At 58.3% G+C, this 19,959-nt stretch carries 18 protein-coding genes and 1 tRNA gene; 14 read left to right on the top strand and 5 right to left on the bottom strand.

Annotated features, from left to right (window positions below):
* Positions 1-501: IS30 family transposase (locus HMPREF3169_RS01095; protein ID WP_148132088.1), on the top strand; the 501-nt coding region annotated here is incomplete at its 5' end.
* 35 nt (positions 502-536) lie between these two features.
* Here the strand turns inward: HMPREF3169_RS01095 and HMPREF3169_RS01100 are convergent.
* Entirely contained in the window at positions 537-2,270 is a 1,734-nt protein-coding gene (locus HMPREF3169_RS01100; RefSeq protein WP_083286036.1) for a threonine/serine exporter ThrE, read from the bottom strand.
* Between the two features lie 137 nt (positions 2,271-2,407).
* Here HMPREF3169_RS01100 and HMPREF3169_RS01105 point away from each other — a divergent pair.
* From HMPREF3169_RS01105 to HMPREF3169_RS01125, 5 genes are all read left to right on the top strand, one after another.
* A tRNA-Thr gene (locus HMPREF3169_RS01105) sits at positions 2,408-2,480 on the top strand.
* 170 nt (positions 2,481-2,650) lie between these two features.
* On the top strand, positions 2,651-3,550 hold the full coding sequence (locus HMPREF3169_RS01110; RefSeq protein WP_070455444.1) for an ABC transporter ATP-binding protein: 900 nt from the start codon (positions 2,651-2,653) through the stop codon (positions 3,548-3,550).
* Between the two features lie 2 nt (positions 3,551-3,552).
* Complete coding sequence (locus tag HMPREF3169_RS01115) at positions 3,553-4,275, top strand: ABC transporter permease (RefSeq protein ID WP_061924599.1); 723 nt, start codon at positions 3,553-3,555, stop codon at positions 4,273-4,275.
* 16 nt (positions 4,276-4,291) lie between these two features.
* Positions 4,292-5,368 carry a sensor histidine kinase gene (locus HMPREF3169_RS01120; RefSeq protein WP_082778651.1) on the top strand — a complete coding sequence of 359 codons (1,077 nt, stop codon included), beginning with the start codon at positions 4,292-4,294 and terminating at the stop codon, positions 5,366-5,368.
* Entirely contained in the window at positions 5,368-5,979 is a 612-nt protein-coding gene (locus HMPREF3169_RS01125) for a response regulator transcription factor (protein WP_061924591.1), read from the top strand. The genes HMPREF3169_RS01120 and HMPREF3169_RS01125 overlap by 1 nt, the downstream gene beginning before the upstream one ends.
* A gap of 6 nt (positions 5,980-5,985) precedes the next feature.
* On the opposite strand, the gene HMPREF3169_RS01130 is transcribed toward HMPREF3169_RS01125, so the two are convergent.
* Together HMPREF3169_RS01130 and HMPREF3169_RS01135 are read right to left on the bottom strand one after the other, a co-directional pair.
* Positions 5,986-6,543 carry a TetR/AcrR family transcriptional regulator gene (locus HMPREF3169_RS01130; protein ID WP_061924588.1) on the bottom strand — a complete coding sequence of 186 codons (558 nt, stop codon included), beginning with the start codon at positions 6,541-6,543 and terminating at the stop codon, positions 5,986-5,988.
* Positions 6,527-8,026: an MFS transporter gene (locus HMPREF3169_RS01135; RefSeq protein WP_061924587.1), complete on the bottom strand. Its 1,500-nt coding sequence runs from the start codon at positions 8,024-8,026 to the stop codon at positions 6,527-6,529. The genes HMPREF3169_RS01130 and HMPREF3169_RS01135 overlap by 17 nt, the downstream gene beginning before the upstream one ends.
* Before the next feature lie 173 nt (positions 8,027-8,199).
* On the opposite strand from HMPREF3169_RS01135, the gene HMPREF3169_RS01140 reads away from it, so the two are divergent.
* Complete coding sequence (locus HMPREF3169_RS01140; protein WP_061924585.1) at positions 8,200-9,936, top strand: pyruvate dehydrogenase; 1,737 nt, start codon at positions 8,200-8,202, stop codon at positions 9,934-9,936.
* A gap of 11 nt (positions 9,937-9,947) precedes the next feature.
* On the opposite strand, the gene HMPREF3169_RS01145 is transcribed toward HMPREF3169_RS01140, so the two are convergent.
* Positions 9,948-10,304, bottom strand: a complete 357-nt coding sequence (locus HMPREF3169_RS01145; RefSeq protein WP_061924582.1) for a hypothetical protein — start codon at positions 10,302-10,304, stop codon at positions 9,948-9,950.
* 210 nt (positions 10,305-10,514) lie between these two features.
* Between HMPREF3169_RS01145 and HMPREF3169_RS01150 the strand changes: the two genes are divergently transcribed.
* Positions 10,515-11,219, top strand: coding sequence for a response regulator transcription factor (locus HMPREF3169_RS01150; RefSeq protein WP_061924579.1), 705 nt, complete (start codon positions 10,515-10,517; stop codon positions 11,217-11,219).
* 34 nt (positions 11,220-11,253) lie between these two features.
* Positions 11,254-12,714 carry a sensor histidine kinase gene (locus tag HMPREF3169_RS01155; protein ID WP_083286037.1) on the top strand — a complete coding sequence of 487 codons (1,461 nt, stop codon included), beginning with the start codon at positions 11,254-11,256 and terminating at the stop codon, positions 12,712-12,714.
* A gap of 43 nt (positions 12,715-12,757) precedes the next feature.
* Here HMPREF3169_RS01155 and HMPREF3169_RS01160 read toward each other — a convergent pair whose 3' ends face one another.
* Positions 12,758-13,180 (bottom strand): HIT family protein, encoded by a 423-nt coding sequence (locus HMPREF3169_RS01160; RefSeq protein ID WP_061924576.1) that lies wholly within the window; start codon positions 13,178-13,180, stop codon positions 12,758-12,760.
* Positions 13,181-13,214: 34 nt separating this feature from the next.
* Between HMPREF3169_RS01160 and purD the strand changes: the two genes are divergently transcribed.
* The 5 genes from purD to HMPREF3169_RS01185 all read left to right on the top strand — a co-directional run bounded on the left by purD (position 13,215) and on the right by HMPREF3169_RS01185 (position 19,849).
* Entirely contained in the window at positions 13,215-14,513 is a 1,299-nt protein-coding gene (gene purD / locus HMPREF3169_RS01165; protein ID WP_061924611.1) for a phosphoribosylamine--glycine ligase, read from the top strand.
* Positions 14,514-14,584: 71 nt separating this feature from the next.
* Positions 14,585-16,024, top strand: coding sequence for an adenylosuccinate lyase (gene purB, locus HMPREF3169_RS01170; protein WP_070455446.1), 1,440 nt, complete (start codon positions 14,585-14,587; stop codon positions 16,022-16,024).
* A gap of 21 nt (positions 16,025-16,045) precedes the next feature.
* Complete coding sequence (locus tag HMPREF3169_RS01175; protein ID WP_062043355.1) at positions 16,046-16,915, top strand: phosphoribosylaminoimidazolesuccinocarboxamide synthase; 870 nt, start codon at positions 16,046-16,048, stop codon at positions 16,913-16,915.
* A gap of 75 nt (positions 16,916-16,990) precedes the next feature.
* Positions 16,991-19,114 (top strand): S9 family peptidase, encoded by a 2,124-nt coding sequence (locus HMPREF3169_RS01180; RefSeq protein ID WP_061924566.1) that lies wholly within the window; start codon positions 16,991-16,993, stop codon positions 19,112-19,114.
* Positions 19,115-19,162: 48 nt separating this feature from the next.
* Positions 19,163-19,849, top strand: a complete 687-nt coding sequence (locus tag HMPREF3169_RS01185; RefSeq protein WP_061924562.1) for a DUF2334 domain-containing protein — start codon at positions 19,163-19,165, stop codon at positions 19,847-19,849.
* The last annotated feature ends 110 nt before the right edge of the window (positions 19,850-19,959 follow it).

Genomic DNA, 19,959 nt, shown 5'->3' on the forward strand with positions numbered 1-19,959 from the left:
CCCCGACGTGTCTACTTTCCGGGGGTCAGGCCCGACCGCGCAGTTCCAGGGCATTGGGAAGGCGATCTCATCATCGGACAAGGAGGAACCACTGCACTTGTAACCTGTGTAGAACGCAGTACTCGCTACACCATGATCCGCAAACTAGATGTTCATGATTCCGCCACGACTGTCGATAAGTTGATCGAGATGTTTACCGGCAAAATACGCAACATCACTAAAACTCTGGCCTGGGACCAAGGCGTAGAACTAGCCCAAGTAGACAAGCTGAGCATCGCACGTGGACTAGCAGTCTACTTCTGTGATCCACACTCGCCGTGGCAACGTCCTACCAACGAAAACACCAACGGGCTAGTCAGAGACTTCCTGCCCGAAGGAAGCGACTTTAGTGCCCTGACCGACAAGGATGTCCAACACATTCAAGACCTTCTCAACGGGCGCCCCAGAAAAGTCCTCAACTGGTATAAACCAGAAGAGAAGATACAAGAACTATTCAAGTGATGCATCCACCACTTGAAACCGCCGAACTTTTTTGCTCACGATTTGGCATCTGGGGCGGTTTCGGCCGCATCTTCGGCGCCGTCTGCAGCGGGTTGTGCGCTCCCACCGTCTTGCGGTTGGTCCTCCCACTGCGTGGTAACCGGCCACATCTCGGTGATGGACTCCCATTCTTCCTTCCAGTCCTCGCCGATGGCTTGGTCTTGGAGCATGCGTACCTGCTGGGAAGGCATCGGCGGCTTGGGCCCCAGCTTCGGAGGCAGGACGGGGCGGTTGACCTTGGGGGCGAAGGGGGAAAGCGGCACGCGCGGAATGCGTGGCTTGCGGGCAGCTAGGCGGCTGGCCTGGTGGAACGAGAAGTGGCCCACGCGCTTGATGGTGGCATAAGGGCGGAAGTACTGCGGGCGACGCAGGCGGCGGGCCACGCGTTCGCCCAGCACAACTCCGGCAGCCAGCGCACCGGCGATGGCTAGTGCTCGTGACAGGTTGGTAAAGCCGGAGATCATCTGCTCATTCAGCGAGGCGTACATGCCGCGGTAGAGGGTAAGGCCAGGCAGCATCGGCGTATAGCCCACGATCATTGTGATGAGCGGCGGCATCATGTAGCGGCGCGAGAGCAGGCCGCCGGCCAGGCCCACCGCCGTGGCGGAGATGCCGCAGGCTACGACGTCGCTCACGCCGAAAGGAATGACTACGAAGTAGTAGAAGAGCATACCGGCGCCGGCGGTAAGTCCAGAGACGGTAACCTCAATCCAGGAAGCGCCGCAGGCCAGGGCGAAGGCGCCTGAACCGATGCTGCCGCAGAGGATGAGCAGCGGGACCTGGTGATAGACCGGCGGCGCGAGCGTAGCCAGGGGCGGCAGGGTAAAGCCCATCCAGTCAGAGAACTGAATGCCCACGCCGACGCCGGCGATGATGGCGCCGGTGGCCAGCATGGCTTCGAAGAAGCGAGCGGCCGATGTTACCGGTGCGCGGGTGATGCCGTCGACCAAACATTGCACCAGGGTAAGGCCGGCGACGAGCACAATGATGCCTGAACCAATGATCTGGGAAGGCAAGAAGGTAATGCCGATTCCGGCGGCCATGTTGTAGAGGATCGCCGCCGGTACGACGGCGAGGAATCCGCCCATGATGTTTTGGTAGAAGGGTGGCACGCGGAACTTTGCCGCCCAGGCGTTGACGCCCATAACCAGCAAAGAGACGAAAAACGCCATGACGCCCACCAAGGCGTCGCCGCCGAGCATCACGGAGAGAGTGCCGCCCATAACGCCCCAGCCCAAAAGGACGGTGGAGGTGCGATAAGGCGGCTTCATGTTGTTGATCTCGTCCAAGACGCGCTCGGCCATGGCCGGTGGTGTGGCGCCGGAGCGGATCGAGTAGATCAGGCGGTCTACCGCGGAAAGCTTGGAAAAGTCCACCGAAATTGAAGGGGCCACGCGGAAGACGTGTAGGTTACGGCGGTTAGAGCCCGCGCCCATCGCGGTGTGAATGGTGATGGTATTCATCATGATGTCCACATGGCAGTAGTGGAGACCATAGGAAGAAGCCACCAGGTGAATCTGTGCCTTGGCATCGGAGTTGGCAGTGCCGGCGCTGATGAGGACTTCGCCCACGCGCGCAGCGATTTCCATGACACCGGTGACCTGCGCGGCGTCGGTCAGATCGACTGGCGCCAGCGGCGATGGTGGTGGCGCGGCCTTTGCCGCATCGATGGTGGCAACGTAGCCGGAAGAAGCACTAAAACGCTCCCTCAGTGCGGAAATAAATGACACGCAACAAACCCTTAAAAACCGATTGAGACTCTTGCTTGCACTCTATCCGCTGGGGTTGCGCGACGCACGGGCCACCCCAGTGTTTTCGTCCGCTCGCCTGCTCGGGTACGATTCTTCGCAGCGGCTCAATCCGCGGTGCTGGAGTGGCGCAATTGGTAGCGCAACGCACTTGTAATGCGTAGGTTGCGAGTTCAAGTCTCGTCTCCAGCTCAATGGCCCTGGTGAGATTTATTTCTACCGGGGCTAATTTCATTGGAAAGCAACGCCGAGCTTCTGACTTGGCAGTCGCCGACTGAGATTAATACCCCGTGACAATTGTCATCGCCGACTAATGACAATTGCTATACGTACTCTTCGCGGTGTCGCATGAGACTTGAACCATGGCAAACACGGAGTCCACGTTAAGAGTTGAATCACTAACAAAGTCATTTGGTGAGGTTTGTGCAGTAAAGGACCTCAGTTTCTCGATTGAGCGCGGTGAGGTCGTAGCCCTTTTGGGACCTAATGGTGCGGGTAAGACTTCCACCATCGATCTCATCTTGGGTCTAAGCAAACCAGATTCAGGAAACATTGAAGTATGCGGGACGACGCCGCGCAACGCGGTGGTGCTCGGTCGAGTTTCTGCAATGATGCAGTCGGGAGGCCTGCTTCCTAACTTAAAGGTTCGCGAAACGGTTGAGCTTATGGCCAGTTTCCATCGTGATTCCTTAAGCGCAGAGGAAGCGTTAGAACGCGCTGGTGCTGGCGAGTTTGCAGAACGGTACGTGGGTAAATGCTCAGGAGGCCAGCAACAAAAGCTACGTTTTGCAATGGCTTTGGTCAGCAATCCTGAACTCATCGTCTTAGACGAACCTACAGCTGGCGTGGATGTAGAAGCTCGACGCGATTTTTGGGCGAATATACGTGAAGATGCTCGCGAGGGACGAACCGTTATCTTCGCTACCCATTATTTGGAAGAAGCCGACGATTTTGCAGATCGAATCGTGATGATGAATCACGGTGTCCTTGTAGCGGACGGCAGCCCACAGGAGCTACGAGCGCAAGTTTCAGGAAAAACAATTCATGCCAAACTTCAAGCTTCGCAGTCAGAAGTGGAACAAGCATTAAGAGATTTTCCTCAGATATCGCTCGATATGCGCAGGGAAGAATTCGTTTTGGTAGCCGAGGATACTGACAAAATCGCACGCTTGCTTTTAACTCGAGGTCTTGCGAGAGACATCAGCATTACTGCGCGCAGCCTTGATGACGCCTTTATCGACCTAGCTCATCAGGAAAGGTAGATATGTATTTATACAAATTGGAAATGAAGCGCATTTTGCGCAATGTCCGTGGTCTAGTTTTCGTCGTGGTTATCCCCATTGCCTTTCTGTTCATATTTGCTACTGCAGACTATGCACAGCAGGAATATGGGAATGGAAACTGGGCAGCAAATATCTTAATAAGTCTTGCCCTTTATGCTGGGTTAATGGCGACTGCTGGAACTGGTGCAGCAGTCGGCATCGAAAGAGCAAGTGGGTGGAGTCGGCAGCTGCGTTTAACTCCTCTTCGCCCAATTAACTATGTAGGAGCTAAAGCCACAGCGGGATTAGCTCTGAGCGGTATAGCCTTGCTCACGGTTTATATCTGTGGACCGCTGGTCCATGCACACATGCCGGCTCTGGCTTGGGCTCAGTCTTTTGTCATCGCATGGTTGGGCTCAATCATTTTTATGTCTTTTGGGTTGTTCATGGGATACCTTTTGCCTGCAGAGACCACAATGCAGGTAGTTGGGCCTTTGTTAGCGTTGCTGTCTTTCCTCGGGGGAGTATTTATGCCACTGACTCCTGGATCGACTTTCGACAAGATTGGAAGTCTTACCCCGCTCTACGGACTTCATAAGTTGGCGCTTTCGCCGATGGACGCGAGCAACTTTTCGTGGGCTGCAGTGGCCAATGTTGTGGTTTGGCTGTTCGTATTCTTGGTCGGGGCAGCCCGGAAGATGCGCTATGATACGGCTCGGGTTTAGCTAAGATGAAAAAGTGATGACTCGGTATATTACCTGGCCAAACAGTATTTGGGCCATTTTCTGGTTGGCCCTTACTGTTCCAATTCTTTTGACGGTTCGAAGCCACCCGTATCCGGTTTCAAGCGCGGTTCTTGTTCTTTGCTGCGTATTTTGTCTCATTGGTTCCTGGGCTATCGCAATCGATGATCTGCGCCTAGGTGTGATGCGGGTCAATCTCCGTGCAGTTTCGTTGTTAGTGGTTGGAACCTTTCTCGCACTGATCGTGCTTAATCTTGTCGGAACCGATGCGATTCAACTTGCATACTTCATTGCCTCGGCTGTTGCATTTGTATTTCCGTGGCAGGTTTCCCTGCCTTTTACTGCAGTCGCCGCGATAGCGATTCCTCAGTCGCTATGGCCGTTCGGCCACTTGTCTTTGATTACAACCGGCATTGCCTGTTTAGCAAGCCGAATGGCGATTACTAGCCAAGCGCAAAGGAAGATACAGGAAGTTCGATCCCAAGAACTCGAAGTAAACGAAGAGCGCAACCGCATGGCTCGCGACATGCACGATATTTTGGGACATTCTCTCACAACGGTGACACTTAAAGCGGAGCTTGCAAAGAAGCTCATTGAGCTCGACCCGAATACGGCGAAGTCACAAATTGCAGAAATTGAGGAAATCTCGAGGTCTGCGCTGGCAGAAGTTCGCACCGCAATAAATGGCTATCGAGAGCTCAGCCTTTCCGGTGAACTAGCTCGGGCATTAAGCCTCCTTCAAAGCGCAGGTATTAAAGCGAAGATGCCGAATTCGGTAGATGAAGTACAGGTTGATTTGAGGGAAGTGTTTGCTTGGGTAGTGCGTGAAGGGACTACGAATGTTGTCCGACATTCCGGTGCAAAGAGATGCTCCATCAGTCTGACCTCCAAATCTGTATTGATTGAAGACGACGGAGTCGGAATAGCAGAGATAAGGGAAGGAAATGGTCTGCGAGGGCTGCGGGAGCGATGCCAAAATAACGGAGTCGAATTGTGCTTGGGTGAAACCACCATGGGAGGTCTGAAGCTTACAGCCCAGGCCGTTCAAACCGGGCCATGGGCTAAGGAGCATTAATGATAAAAGTGATGCTTGCTGATGATCAGGCTATGGTGCGAGGCGCATTAAGCGCCTTGCTTAGCTTGGAAAGTGACATTGAGGTAGTGGCCGACGTTGGCGACGGAAGCGAGGTCATGGAGGTCGCCTCGGTGGCTTGTCCTGATGTTATTTTGATGGATGTAGATATGCCGAATGTGGACGGTCTGACTGCTACGAAACGCCTTAGAGAAGCGCTACCGCAGGTAAAGATATTGATAGTTACAACGTTCGGGCGCCCGGGTTTCTTGCGTCGCGCGGTTTCCGCGGGAGCACATGGCTTCATCGTTAAAGACGCGCCTGCCGCAGAGCTCGCTGATGCGGTGCGCCGAGTTCACTCCGGCTTGCGTGTAGTTGATCCCAAACTTGCTGCAGATTCTTTTCTATTCGGTGAATCGCCTCTCACCGTTCGAGAATCCGAAGTGCTTCAAGCAGCCGCCGATGGTGCGGTCGTCGCGGAAATCGCGAAGCGGGTTAACTTATCGGAGGGCACGGTGCGCAATCACTTGTCGCGTGCGATGGCTAAGACTGGTGCTGACACTCGTGCAGCGGCAGTAAATCTTGCCATTGAGCGGGGCTGGATTATCAGTTGACGTTGCTTAATCTTTAAGCGGTGCGGTTTGTAGCTTTCCTGAATCTAGGAATTCCAAGACGAGTTCCACTGTCTTTTTGCGAGTAGCTGTGGGTATCTTTCGTTCAGTCAAGTGGTCGTGGACCCAGAGGCCATTGCCAAGGATGGTGGCGATGAGCGCGGTTTGGTCATCAGCTGCCGGATCTGGCAGCCAGCGCTTGTCGACGTCGCGCCATTGTTCCATGAAGTCCGGGTGTTGCTGGGAGTGGATGCTCATCAGCAGTTCGATCAGAGGGTCGTTCTTGCCTAGGGATTGCACGAGTGCGCGCAGGCGTTCCTTTTTGTCTAGCTCCGCGGCCTGCTTGCCGCCGGCTAGCTCTTCGAGTTCCGCTTCCCAGCGCGCGGCGCAGAAGCGGTGGCACTCGATGAGCAGATCGTGGCGGGAAGGAAAGTGATAGATGAGCCCGGACTTTGACATTCCCGTGGCGGTTGCCAGCGCGTCGTAGGTCACGGCATGCACGCCCTCGTTCTCGATGATGGTGAGGGCGGCTTTTAGCACTTCGGTCTTTTTACTGATGCGCGGCATCGTAGCCTCCCGACTTCGGGTTGTTTTTAAACAAATAGCCGGTCACTGCGGCGAAGAGCAGCATCATCGCGAGCAAGCCGCCGAGGGTCGTGAGGTAAGCGTTGTCGTAGGCGGCTGCGGCGAGGTCGTGGGTCGCGGCGTCGTAAAGCGCCTGCATGCCCTCGATATCCGCGGTTAGATTGCGGGAGTAAAGCAAAGGCACAATGGAGCCGGTGATAGCGATGGATAGCAGCGTGCCGAGCTCGTAGGAGACCTCCTCGACGCCTGCGGCCATGCCGGAACGATGGGGTGGTGCCGCGCCGATGATGGCGGTTGAGGCCACGGACATCGTGAGCCCCGCGCCGATGCCCATGCAGAGCAGCCCCGCAACGAAGCACCAAAAGATGCCGTGGTGGCCCGCCCACATCGCGATGGCGATGCCCGCAGCCATGAAAACAAACCCGCCGGCGATGATGGGCAGAAAGCCCCAGCGGTGCAGGTTGGCGCCGCCTAGGGTGGACATCGGAAGTGCCGCAATCGCCACCGCAGAAATGGTGATTCCCGCATGCAGGGGGCTTAAACCATTGACCATCTGCAGCTTCTGCGTGGTGAGCATCTCCAGCCCGGACATGCCAAACATCGCGCCGCCCGCAGCAATGACGCCGCCTGTGAAGACGGGGGAGCGGAAGACATCGAAGGTGAGCATCGGCTCAGAAAGCTGCTTTTGGCGGCGAGCAAACGCGAAGCTGCCGATGCCGCAGGCCACCAGCGCGCCGCCGGCCAGCCCATAATGGGAACCCGCCACCGACTTAATGGCCAGCACCAGGGAAGAAAGCGTAATAAGCGCATAGAGCGAGGATGCGAAATCCCAGTGCTTGTCCGGGTTCGGTTGGTTGGGCGGTGCCAAAAGGAAGGTCAGCAAGAGTGCGACGAGCACGATCGGCACGTTGATGAGAAAGACCGAGCCCCACCAGAAGTGCTCGAGGAGGAATCCGCCGACGGTAGGGCCGGCCGCAGCGCCTACGACCGCAACGGAGGCCCAGATGCCGATCGCGGTGTTGCGTTCGATTTCATCGTCGAAGGTCAGGCGAATCAGTGCCAAAGTAGCGGGCATCATCACGGCAGCGCCGAGGCCCAAGAATGCGCGCGCAGCCACCAAGAACCACGCGCCGGGGGCGAGCGCGGCGGCGAGGGATGCGCTGCCGAAAAGCACAAGGCCGATGACGAACATGCGGCGATGCCCAATGCGATCTCCCAGGGTGCCCGTGCCCAGCAATAAGCCGGCTAGCACTAACGCATAGGCGTTGATGATCCATAGCTGCTGGGTAGAGGTGGTGTGGAGCTGATCCGTCAGTGCCGGGAGGGCGGTGTAAAGGATTGAGTTATCGAGGCCGACCATGAGTAGGCCGAGCGAGATCACGGCAAAGAAAGTCCAGCGCTGTACGGCGGTGGACTCGGTGGTAGTGGCGGTGCTATTGGAATGGACTAAATCGGTGGCGGACATCGTATGAAAATGTACCGAACGTTCATTATAGTTTCAAACGCTCGAATGTGGCCTGTGTTTTGTATCACCAGTCAGGGGGCTTGGTGAGTCTTGAGTAAAAAGCTGGCACAAAGGGGAATTAATAAGGACACTGGATGGAGAAACTATTTACTATTCCTGAAAGAAGTAGTGATATGGCAAAGAATTACGCAGAACAGATCGTAGAAACTCTCGAGGCGCAAGGCGTCGAGCGCATTTATGGTCTGGTTGGTGACTCCCTGAACCCAATCGTGGATGCGGTGCGCCGTTCCTCCATCGAATGGGTCCACGTCCGCAACGAGGAAGCTGCTGCTTTTGCTGCTGAGGCAGACTCTCTGACCACCGGCAAGCTCGCCGTGTGTGCGGCTTCCTGCGGCCCGGGCAACACCCACTTGGTGCAGGGGCTTTACGACGCCCACCGCAACGGCGCCAAGGTTCTGGCCATCGCATCCCACATCCCATCTCGCCAGATTGGCTCCAAGTTCTTCCAGGAGACCCACCCGGAGATGCTCTTCACCGAGTGCTCCGCTTACTGCGAGATGGTCAACTCCGCTGACCAGGGCGGTGTCATTTTGCACCACGCTATCCAGTCCACCATGGCTGGCAAGGGCGTTTCCGTGCTCGTTATCCCAGGCGACGTTTCCACGCAGGAGGCTGAAGATGATACCTTCACCACCTCCACCATCTCCGCTGGACGTCCAGTTGTCTTCCCGGATCCGGCTGAAGCGGCCGCGCTAACCCAGGCTATTAATGAGGCTAAGACCGTCGCGCTCTTCGTCGGTGCTGGCGTCAAGGATGCCCGCGAGCAGGTGCTGGCGCTGGCGGAAAAGATTAAGGCGCCAATCGGCCACGCGCTGGGCGGCAAGATGTACATCCAGTACGACAACCCGTTCGACGTCGGCATGTCCGGCCTTCTGGGCTACGGCGCGGCACACGACGCCACCCACGAGGCCGACCTGCTTATCCTTCTGGGCACCGACTTCCCGTACAACGACTTCTTGCCCAAGGGCAACGTCGCACAGGTCGACATTGACGGCTCCCACATCGGCCGCCGCACCAAGATTAAGTACCCGGTTACCGGTGACGTGGCTGCCACCATCGAGAACATCCTTCCGCACATTGATGAGAAGAAGGATCGCCGCTTCCTCGACAAGATGCTCAAGGAGCACTACAACAAGCTCAACCACGTGGTGGAGGCATACACTAAGAAGGCTGAGAAGATGAAGCCTATCCACCCAGAGTTCGTGGCCAACATCATCGATGAAGAAGCAGCTGACAACGCCGTCTTCACCGTCGACACCGGCATGTGCAACGTCTGGGGCGCTCGCTACATCACCCCGAATGGCAAGCGTGAGCAGATCGGTTCCTTCCGCCACGGCACCATGGCTAACGCACTGCCGATGGCCATCGGCGCACAGGCCGCTAACGAAGGTCGCCAGGTCATCTCCTTCTCCGGTGATGGTGGACTGTCCATGCTGATGGGTGAGCTGCTGACCGTGAAGCTGCACAACCTGCCGGTGAAGACCTTCGTCTTCAACAACTCCTCGCTGGGCATGGTCAAGCTGGAGATGCTGGTCCAGGGTCTGCCAGAGCACGAGACCGACCATGAGCACGTGGATTATGCCGCGATCGCAGAGGCTGCCGGCATCAAGCACATCCACATCGAGGACCCGAAGAAGGCCCGCAAGCAGATTCGCGAGGCCATGGATTTCGATGGCCCGGTTCTGGTTGACATGATCACCGACCCGAACGCTCTTTCCATCCCGCCGACACTGACCTTCGAGCAGCTGCTGGGCTTCTCCAAGGCCGCCACCCGCACCGTCTTTGGCGGCGGCGTTGGTCAGATGCTGCAGCTCGCGCAGTCCAACCTGCGCAACATTCCGCGCCCGTAGGCGGCTAGCCGCTAGTCCGCTACGTACTCCATCGTTTCGAACCGTGCAGTTTCGGGTGTAGCCGTCAAGAACATTTCGGCAAGGCCTGAAGACTGCACCATGGTGTGGAAAGAAAGCGCGTCTTCCTTTTCACTGAGATCAGGAAATGCGCCCCACAGTCTGACCGTCCGCCCGTCATGGAGCTGTCGGTTCCACAAATCCAAGTGGTACCACGTGCTCTCTCCAGAAGGGTCTATGCTCCTGCGGGATTGAATTCCGACTCCGGTGAGAACGGTTCCTTCGGGCAGCATGTCGCTTTCAAAGACCTCGTTGGTGAGTTGGTCGATGAATCGGAACTGTTCTTCGGACAACGTGAGTTTCTTGCGCACTTGGAATCCTTCTTCAGATTGGTTGCCGTGATTGCCATCGGTGAAGTCGACTTGGTGTTCACCTTACGTATTCCGGCCTGGTTGTTGGCGCCGTTGGCTAGGATGGGAGTTCACAGGTGATGTCCAGACTCCCTTCAGTGCCCTTGGAAGGCTGGGTGTCATTATTGCGAAATAGCAACAAGCACTCGCTGAAGGAAGTAACAAGAGCTAATGGACGACAATAAAGAAGTAAAAGTCCTCGTCGTTGATGATGAGCCCAACATCGTGGAGTTACTCACCGTTTCCCTGAAGTTCCAGGGTTTCGAAGTATTCAGCGCAAACTCCGGCACTGAGGCGCTGCGGGTGGCCCGCGAGGTTAATCCTGATGCCTACATCATGGACGTCATGATGCCGGGCATGGACGGCTTCGAGCTGCTTGGCAAGCTGCGTCAGGAAGGCCTCGACGGCCCGGTGCTTTACTTGACCGCAAAGGACAGCGTCGATCAGCGCATCCATGGCCTGACCATCGGTGCCGATGATTACGTGACTAAGCCGTTCAGCCTGGAAGAGGTTATCACCCGCCTGCGCGTTATCCTGCGCCGCGGCGCGAACGTCGATGACGCAAACAGTGACGCCACCATTTCCTATGCTGACCTCACCTTGAATGATGACACCCACGAGGTCACCAAGGGAGGCGAAATCATCGAGCTGTCCCCAACCGAGTTCAACCTTCTGCGCTACCTCATGCAGAACAAGGAAGTGGTGCTGTCCAAGTCCAAGATCTTGGACAACGTCTGGCACTACGACTTCGGCGGCGATGGCAACGTAGTCGAGTCCTATATCTCCTACCTGCGCCGCAAGATCGACACCGGCGATACGCAGCTTATTCATACTGTTCGCGGCGTCGGCTATGTTCTGCGCATGCCGCGTAACTAGTAGTTCGCCACAGTCCTTTTTCGAGTACTAATACATGAGCACTACCCACTCGGCGGCGGAATCTACGCTGCCTGAAACCCCGTCCGTTGCGGTTCCCTTCGGGGAGCGCGCTAAGCGACGCCGCGTGCAGCGCCCCAAAGCGATGCCGCTGCGCACGTGGCTTTTGGTGCTCATGGTCTTGGTCTCTGGCCTCGGCCTGGCGGGTGCCTCTTTGGCGGTGTCCTCGATTATGTCCGACGTCATGTATGGCAACGTCGATGATCAGCTAAAGGATGCCACCAACGGCTGGGCGCGCAATATGAGCAACGACTACTATTTGGGGGACTACTCTAGGCGCCCGCCTACGGAATACGTGGCGCTTAGCTACCTGCCGAATGGCACCGTTTTATACACCGGCCCCAAGACCAGCATGCCGGACGCGAAGAACCTCTACATCGGTGACGAGCCTGCCACCGTCGGTTCCGTTGGAAACGACGAAACCAAGTGGCGCGCCGTGGCCATCAAGGTCGATGGCACCGTGACCGTAGTGGCCAAGGATCTCACCCACGAGCGGCTTATTCTCCGCGGTCTAGCGATCGTGCAAATAATCATCACTGCCGTGGTCATGGGCATTATCGCCGTGGTGGGCATGTGGTTTATCCGCCGCGCGCTGCGCCCGCTGCGCGTCGTTGAAAAGACCGCCTCCGAGATTGCCGCGGGTGACTTGGACAAGCGTGTGCCGGAGTGGCCGAAGCACACCGAGGTTGGTCAGCTCTCGGCTGCACTCAACGTGATGCTGGGTCAGCTGCAGCGCTCAGTTGTCCAAGCTCAAGATAAAGAGGAGCAGATGCGCCGTTTCGTCGGCGATGCTTCCCACGAGCTACGCACCCCGCTGACCAGTTTGCGTGGCTACACCGAGCTTTATCGCTCCGGCGCCACCAAGGATGTGGATCTCGTCTTTTCCAAGATCGATGACGAGTCCAAGCGAATGTCGCTATTGGTGGAGGACCTGCTTTCTCTGACCCGCGCCGAGGGCTCGCGCCTGGACATGCGCACTGTGGATATGCTGGAGCTGGTGCTTTCCGTCGGTTCCTCCGCGCGTGCCGCGTTTGCCGGCCGCCAGATCGACGTGGTTAACGAGACCCACGATATTCCGGTGGTCAAAGGCGACCCTGATCGCCTGCACCAGGTGCTGCTCAACCTCGTCTCCAACGGCATTCGCCACGGTGGCGAGGAAGCCAAGGTCAAACTCACCATCCGCGAAGAGGGCGAGGGCACAGACAAGGCAGTGCTTATCGACGTCGCCGATGACGGCAAGGGCATGTCCCCCGAGGACACCAGCCACATCTTTGAGCGTTTCTATCGCGCGGATTCTTCCCGCACCCGCGATACCGGCGGCTCGGGCTTGGGCCTGGCCATCGTGAAATCTTTGGTGGAGCAGCACGGCGGCAGCATTGCCGTGAGCTCCCAGCTGGGGGAGGGCTCCACCTTTACGGTGCGCCTCCCAGCTTCATAATTAATCGGCCGCTAACGAGGCCTTCTCACGAGGACGCTGCTAGTTAGCGGCGTCCTTCTTCGTCGGTGCCCAAGTGCTGGCGAATACGCGTCGCTGCCTCATCCATGGCGGCAGGATCGGTGGCGTCGGCAGCAAATGCCTTGGCGAAGTCATACTCTTCCATCTTCTCGGTGGGGAAGAGGTGGATGTGGGTATGTGGCACGTCGAAGCCGGCGATGATGTAGCCAGTGCGTGGCGAGTTAAACGCCGTCTTGATAGCGGCGCCAATCTCCAGTGCCACCTCGTTGAGGTGTGCCCAGGTCTGTGGGTCGAGGTCGGTCCACTTATCTATCTCCTCAATCGGAACCACCAGAGTGTGGCCGTAGTTGAGGGGCTCGATGGATAAAAAGGCCACGCAGGTCTCGTCGCGGTAGACAAAGCGTGCAGGCAGTTCACCATTAATAATCTTGGTAAATACAGAAGACATGGTGACTAGGCTACCTCCAGTTAAGATGGACGGCATGCGCATTCTCGTAATTGGCTCGGGCGGCCGCGAACACGCCCTGCTCAAAGGTCTCAAGGCAGATCCACTGACCACTGAACTCCACGTTGCCCCAGGCTCGCCGAACTTCGATTCCCTGGCCACGGTGCATCCTGAGTACTCCAAGGTTGATGACCCAGCACAGATGCTGGAGCTGGCGCAGAAAATTGACGCCGAGCTCGTCGTCGTTGGCCCCGAGGTGCCGCTGGTTGCCGGCGTCGCAGATGAGCTGCGCGCCAACGGCATCGCCGTCTTCGGCCCCTCCAAGGAGGCCGCGCAGATTGAGGGCTCCAAGGCCTTTGCCAAGGACGTCATGAATGCTGCTGGCGTTCGCACCGCTCGCGCGGAGCAGCTGGTGCCGGGGGCTTCCGACGCCGACATTGAGTCCGCCCTCGACCGTTTCGGCCCGCACTTCGTGGTGAAAGATGACGGCCTCGCCGGCGGCAAGGGCGTCGTTGTCACCGACGACCGCGCTGCCGCGAAGGAACATGTAAACGAGGTTCACGCGGCAGGAAACCCGGTCCTGCTCGAGTCCTTCCTCGATGGCCCAGAAGTTTCCCTGTTCTGCTTGGTCGACGGCGAGACCGTCGTTCCGTTGCTCCCAGCGCAGGACCACAAGCGCGCCTACGACAATGACGAAGGCCCCAACACCGGCGGCATGGGCGCCTATACGCCGCTGCCGTGGCTGCCTGCCGACGGCGTGCAGCGCATCGTCGACGAAGTCTGCAAGCCAGTTGCCGCCGAAATGGTGCGCCGCGGCACCCCGTACTCCGGCCTGCTTTATGCCGGCCTCGCGTGGGGCAAGGAGGGCATCGCCGTTGTCGAGTTCAACTGCCGCTTCGGCGACCCAGAAACCCAGGCAGTTCTTTCCATGCTCGAGTCCCCGCTGGCTGAGGCGCTTAACGCCACCGCCACCGGCAAGCTTGCCGAGCTGGACGAGCTGAAGTGGAAGGACGGCTACGCCGTTACCGTCGTCCTGGCCGCTGAGGGCTACCCAGCCTCCCCGCGTAAGGGCGACGTCATCACCGGCCCGGGCCTGGATGATCCGAACAAGGTCCTCCACGCCGGTACCTCGCAAGCCGAAGGCTCGCGCGGTGTTGAAGAGGAAGTCGATGTCATCTCCAACGGCGGCCGCGTGCTCAACGTCCTGGGCCAGGGCGCCACACTCGCCGAGGCCCGCGCCGCCGCCTACGAGGTGCTAGAAGGCCTTAAGTTGGACGGCAGCTTCTACCGTCGCGACATCGGAAAGCGTGCCGAAGACGGCGAGATTTCCATCTAGCTTTTCTCTCGCACCCCCGTATAGCCCAGCTTGCTACCAAAAGGTACAGGCTGGGCTTTGTACATGGAATAATGTTTCCCGTGGCTGAAAAGAAGAACATTTCCAACGTCCTATCCTCCCGCTATGCCTCCGCAGAGCTTTCCAATATTTGGAGCCCGGAGTACAAGATCATCCTGGAGCGCCAGCTGTGGATCGCCGTCATGCGCGCGCAAAAGGATTTGGGAGTCGATATTCCAGCAGAGGCCATTGCGGCCTACGAGTCCGTGGTTGAGCAGGTGGACCTCGAGTCCATCGCTGCCCGTGAGCGCGTAACGCGCCACGACGTCAAGGCCCGCATCGAGGAGTTCAACGCCCTCGCTGGCTTTGAGCACATCCACAAGGGCATGACCAGCCGAGATCTCACCGAGAACGTCGAGCAGCTGCAGATTCATTCCTCGCTGCGCCTCATCCGTGACAAGGCCATCGCGGTCGTCGCGCGCATCGGCAAGCATGCGGCTGCTTACCAGTCTCAGGTCATGGCCGGCCGTTCCCACAACGTTGCTGCTCAGGCCACCACCCTGGGCAAACGCTTTGCTTCCGCAGCCGATGAGATGCTGCTGGGCATCGAGCGCGTCGAATCGCTCCTGGCTGCCTATCCGCTGCGCGGCATCAAGGGCCCGATGGGCACCTCCCAGGACATGCTCGACCTGATGGGCGGCTCCGAGGACAAGCTGGCCTTCCTGGAGACTGCGATTGCTGATCACCTGGGCTTCCACCGCATCTTCAACTCCGTTGGTCAGGTTTACCCACGCTCCCTCGACTTCGACGCCGTTTCCGCTCTGGTTGAGCTGGGCGCCGGCCCGTCTTCCTTGGCCACCACCATCCGCTTGATGGCTGGCAATGAGACCGTCACCGAGGGCTTCAAGGAAGGCCAGGTTGGTTCTTCCGCGATGCCACACAAGATGAACGCCCGTTCCTGCGAGCGCGTGTGTGGCTTCCAGGTCATCCTGCGCGGCTACCTCACCATGGTTGCGGATCTCTCCGGTCAGCAGTGGAACGAGGGCGACGTATTCTGCTCCGTGGTGCGCCGCGTTGCGCTTCCCGACGCCTTCTTTGCCCTCGACGGCCAGTTCGAAACCTTCCTGACCGTGCTGGACGAGTTCGGTGCCTTCCCTGCGATGATCGACCGCGAGCTCGAGCGCTACCTGCCTTTCCTTGCCACCACCCGCATCCTGATGGCGGCCGTGCGTGCCGGCGTCGGCCGCGAGACCGCGCACGAGGTCATCAAGGAAAACGCCGTCGCAGTGGCGCTGAACATGCGCGAAAACGGCGGCGATCAGGACTTGGTCGAGCGCCTTGCCGCCGACGAGCGCCTGCCGATGTCCGCCGAGGACCTGGAGGCTGCCTTGGCCGATAAGCACGCCTTCATCGGCGCTGCGGAGTCCCAGGTCAACCAGGTTCTTACCCGCATCAACAATCTGGTCAGCGAGCACCCGAAGGCCGCCGCTTATACCCCAGGCGAGATTCTCTAAAAGCGAATTAGGATAGGACTCATGCGCCCAGAACTTTCTTCTTATAAGCACCTTGCTTCCGGCAAGGTCCGTGACATCTACGACGTCGACGAGAACGCTCTGCTGATGGTCGTCTCCGACCGTATTTCGGCCTACGACCACTCCCTGGACCCGGCTATCCCGGACAAGGGGCGTGTTCTGACCGCGACCTCGAAGTTCTTCTTCGACGTCATCGATTTCCCGAATCACCTCGCCGGCCCGCTCGATGACGAGCGCATCCCAGAGGAAGTGCTGGGCCGCGCCATGGTGGTCAAGAAGCTCGACATGCTGCCTTTCGAGTGTGTCGCGCGCGGCTACCTCACCGGTTCCGGCCTAAAGGAATATAAGGAAAGCGGTACCGTTTGCGGCATCGAGCTGCCTGAAGGCCTTACCGAGGCCTCCCGCCTTCCAGAGCCGATCTTTACCCCGGCCACCAAGGCGGCGCAGGGCGAGCATGATGAGAACGTGTCCTTTGACGCGGTCGTCGCCAAGCTGGGCAAAGAGCGTGCGGAAGAGCTGCGCGCTGCCACCCTGCGCATCTACTCCGAGGCCGCCCGCATCGCGGAGGAGAAGGGAATCATCCTGGCCGATACCAAGTTCGAGTTCGGTCTCGATGAAAATGGCACCCTGATTCTGGCCGATGAGGTCCTAACCCCGGATTCCTCCCGCTACTGGCCAGCCGATACGTATGAGGAGGGCAAGGTTCAGCCTTCCTTCGACAAGCAGTACGTGCGCAACTGGCTGACCTCGCCGGAATCCGGCTGGGACCAGGCTTCTGATGCCAAGCCGCCGCGCCTGCCTGACGACGTCGTCGAGGCCACCCGTGCGCGCTACGTCGAGGCTTACGAGCGTCTTTCGGGAAACTCCTTTTAAGGCCTAAAGCCTTCGTTACGGTAGGGTTTCGAGAAATCTCACTACAAATAAGCCCCCTAATCTAGCGAGGAGAACATGACTGAATTGACCCCGCCGATTGCCGCAAAACACCCCATCACCCGCGAGTTTCATGGCTGCAGCTTCGTGGATGATTACGAGTGGATGCGGGATAAAGAATCCGCAGAAACGCTCGATTATCTGCGCGCGGAGAATGCTTATACTGAGCAGGAGACTGCGCACCTTGAAGAGCTGACTGAGAACATCTTCCAGGAAGTAAAGTCGCGCGTGAAGGAAACGGACATGTCCGTGCCTTCGCGCAGGGGCCAGTACTGGTATTACGGTCGCTCTGTCGAGGGCAAGAACTATGGCATTAGCTGCCGCGTTCCGGTGACCGAAGGTGCTGACCCGTGGACCGCTCCCGTTATTCCAGAAGAAGGCGCGCCTGAGGGCGAGGAAATCCTCCTAGATGCCAACGAGCTAGCAGAAGGCACCGAATTCTTCGCGATGGGTGCCTCCACCGTCTCTGACTCCGGCAACCTGCTGGCTTATTCCGTGGATACCGCTGGCGACGAGCGTTTTTCTCTGGTCATCAAGGACTTGCGTACCGGTGAGCTGCTCTCCGACCGCCTCGAAGGCATCTTCTACGGTGCGACCTGGGTGGGCGATGACTACATCTTTTACACCACGGTCGATGATGCCTGGCGTCCAGATACCGTCTGGCGCCACAAGGTGGGAACCGCGCAGTCCGAAGACGTGCAAGTCATGCATGAAGCTGACGAGCATTTCAACATCGGCGTCGGCAGTATTCGCAGCGAGAAGTACCTGTTCATCGTTATCGGCTCGAAGCTGACCTCAGAGACCTGGGTGCTGGATCGTACGGACCCGGAAGGCGAATTCCAGGTTCTGTGGCAGCGCGAAGCAGGTGTTGACTACGACGTCGACTATGCCGAGATCGACGGCCAGGCCTATTGGTTTGTCACCCACAACGCCTCAGGCCCGAACTTCACCCTGGCCACCACGCCGCTGGCAGTAGGGGAGGACCTCGCACCGCTCCGCGAGCTCGATGTGCTGATTCCGCATCGCGAGGATGTGCGCCTGGAAGGCGTGGATACCTATCGCGACCAGGTCGTCGTAGGCTACCGCCGCGCCGGCATCGGGCGTGCCGCAATCATGGATGTACGCCATGGTTGGTCCGAATTTAAGGAGTTAAACTTCAACGAAGAGCTCTACACCGTGAGCGTTGGCGGCAACCCGGAATGGGATGCACCGGTACTGCGCGTGAGCTACACCTCCTTCATCCAGCCTTCGCAGCTTTTCGATTACCGCGTCGAGACTGGCGAGTACACCTTGCTCAAGGAACAAGAAGTCCCGGGCGGTTACAACAAGGATGACTACGTTGCTTACCGCATGTGGACGCAGGCTTCCGACGGCACGCAGATTCCGGTCTCCATCGTGCACCGCGCTGATCTTGACCGCACCAAAGCTAACCCGACGCTTCTCTACGGATACGGCTCTTATGAAACCAGCATGGACCCGTACTTCTCCGTATTCCGTCTGTCCCTGATGGACCGCGGGATGATTTTTGCGATGGCGCACGTCCGCGGCGGCGGCGAGATGGGCCGCACCTGGTACGACAGCGGCAAGCTTCTGCAGAAGAAGAACACCTTCACCGACTTCATCGCGGTGGCCGATGACCTCATCGCGCGCGGCGTCACCACCGCAGATCAGATGGTGGCTGAAGGCGGCTCCGCCGGAGGCCTGCTGATGGGCGCGGTGGCAAACATGGCCCCGGACCGCTTCACGGCCATCCAGGCCTCTGTGCCCTTCGTGGACCCGCTGACTTCCATCCTGAAGCCGGAGCTACCGCTGACGGTCATCGAGTGGGAAGAGTGGGGCGACCCGTACCACGACCCAGAGGTCTATGACTACATGAAGTCCTATGCGCCTTACGAGAACGTCACTGCGCAGAACTACCCGGACATTTTGGCGATTACCTCGCTCAACGACACTCGCGTGCTCTACGTGGAACCGGCGAAGTGGATTGCCAAGCTGCGTGATACCGCAAAGGGCGGGCAGTTCCTGCTCAAGACGGAGATGGTCGCTGGCCACGGTGGTGTTTCTGGACGCTATGACAAGTGGCGCCAGAATGCCTTCGAGTACGCGTGGACCATTAACAAGGCCACGGGGTTGAAAGCTTAGACGCTCCTCGCCGCGCGGACTCGCGGTGGCTGTGCGATAATTGCACTTATGCATGGCCACCTTCTAGTTTCGATTTCCAGCATCTTTTCTGACACGCGGAAGCAAACTAGTAACCTCCTCAAAGAACTAGACCGGGAAGAAATCCCGGTCTCTTTGCTGGTTGCCCCACACATTGATGGCAATTGGCACCTGGCCAAGGATGACAAGACCTTAGGCTTTCTCAAAGAGCAGGAATCCGCGGGTAGGTTGCTTATTCTGAATGGCTTCGACCAAGCGGTGCAAGGTCGTCGCGCTGAGTTCGCTAACCTCGACTCGCACGAGGCCAATCTCCGTTTGAAGGGCGCCACGCGGCAGATGGCCAAGTTGGGCTTCGAGTCGAGCATCTTCGCACCTCCACGCTGGCGTATGTCGCCTGGCACCTTGGAGGTCCTACCGAACTTTGCTTTCGACGTCGCGGTCTCCACGCGTGGCATTCACGAGCTGCGTTCCGGCAAGTTCCACCAGACCCGCAACCTGTCCTTCGGCGAGGGCTTCGGCGCGGCGAAGTGGTGGCGCCGCAACATTATTCGCGCAGCTGAGCGCTCCGCGCTGCGTGGCAACACCGTGCGTCTTTCCATCTCTGGCCGCAACCTTAATGACAGGAAAGTGGTCTCTGACTTCATCAAGGCGGTTGACCGCGCCGCGAGCGCCGGCGCGCAGCCCGCGGACTACGGCGTCTTTTTGACGAAGCGCTAAAAGCCTCCCGCGGAAGTGCACGCCGAGCGTGCACCGAACGCACGGCACGCGTGCAAAAGCGTGCACCGAACGCGCAAAAACGCACAATTTGCCAATTAGACTGCTGAATC

It is taken from the genome of Corynebacterium sp. HMSC08C04 (assembly GCF_001807495.1).
GTDB classification, from domain to species: domain Bacteria; phylum Actinomycetota; class Actinomycetes; order Mycobacteriales; family Mycobacteriaceae; genus Corynebacterium; species Corynebacterium simulans.

What these genes read in the sequence shown, in the direction of transcription:
- HMPREF3169_RS01180 (WP_061924566.1), top strand. Translation starts at nt 16,991, where the DNA reads ATGACTGAATTGACCCCGCCGATTGCCGCAAAACACCCCATCACCCGC.
- HMPREF3169_RS01160 (WP_061924576.1), bottom strand. Translation starts at nt 13,180, where the DNA reads ATGTCTTCTGTATTTACCAAGATTATTAATGGTGAACTGCCTGCACGC.
- HMPREF3169_RS01150 (WP_061924579.1), top strand. Translation starts at nt 10,515, where the DNA reads ATGGACGACAATAAAGAAGTAAAAGTCCTCGTCGTTGATGATGAGCCC.
- HMPREF3169_RS01125 (WP_061924591.1), top strand. Translation starts at nt 5,368, where the DNA reads ATGATAAAAGTGATGCTTGCTGATGATCAGGCTATGGTGCGAGGCGCA.
- HMPREF3169_RS01175 (WP_062043355.1), top strand. Translation starts at nt 16,046, where the DNA reads ATGCGCCCAGAACTTTCTTCTTATAAGCACCTTGCTTCCGGCAAGGTC.
- HMPREF3169_RS01135 (WP_061924587.1), bottom strand. Translation starts at nt 8,026, where the DNA reads ATGTCCGCCACCGATTTAGTCCATTCCAATAGCACCGCCACTACCACC.
- HMPREF3169_RS01120 (WP_082778651.1), top strand. Translation starts at nt 4,292, where the DNA reads ATGACTCGGTATATTACCTGGCCAAACAGTATTTGGGCCATTTTCTGG.
- HMPREF3169_RS01115 (WP_061924599.1), top strand. Translation starts at nt 3,553, where the DNA reads ATGTATTTATACAAATTGGAAATGAAGCGCATTTTGCGCAATGTCCGT.
- HMPREF3169_RS01130 (WP_061924588.1), bottom strand. Translation starts at nt 6,543, where the DNA reads ATGCCGCGCATCAGTAAAAAGACCGAAGTGCTAAAAGCCGCCCTCACC.
- HMPREF3169_RS01155 (WP_083286037.1), top strand. Translation starts at nt 11,254, where the DNA reads ATGAGCACTACCCACTCGGCGGCGGAATCTACGCTGCCTGAAACCCCG.
- purD (WP_061924611.1), top strand. Translation starts at nt 13,215, where the DNA reads ATGCGCATTCTCGTAATTGGCTCGGGCGGCCGCGAACACGCCCTGCTC.
- HMPREF3169_RS01110 (WP_070455444.1), top strand. Translation starts at nt 2,651, where the DNA reads ATGGCAAACACGGAGTCCACGTTAAGAGTTGAATCACTAACAAAGTCA.
- HMPREF3169_RS01140 (WP_061924585.1), top strand. Translation starts at nt 8,200, where the DNA reads ATGGCAAAGAATTACGCAGAACAGATCGTAGAAACTCTCGAGGCGCAA.
- purB (WP_070455446.1), top strand. Translation starts at nt 14,585, where the DNA reads ATGTTTCCCGTGGCTGAAAAGAAGAACATTTCCAACGTCCTATCCTCC.
- HMPREF3169_RS01185 (WP_061924562.1), top strand. Translation starts at nt 19,163, where the DNA reads ATGCATGGCCACCTTCTAGTTTCGATTTCCAGCATCTTTTCTGACACG.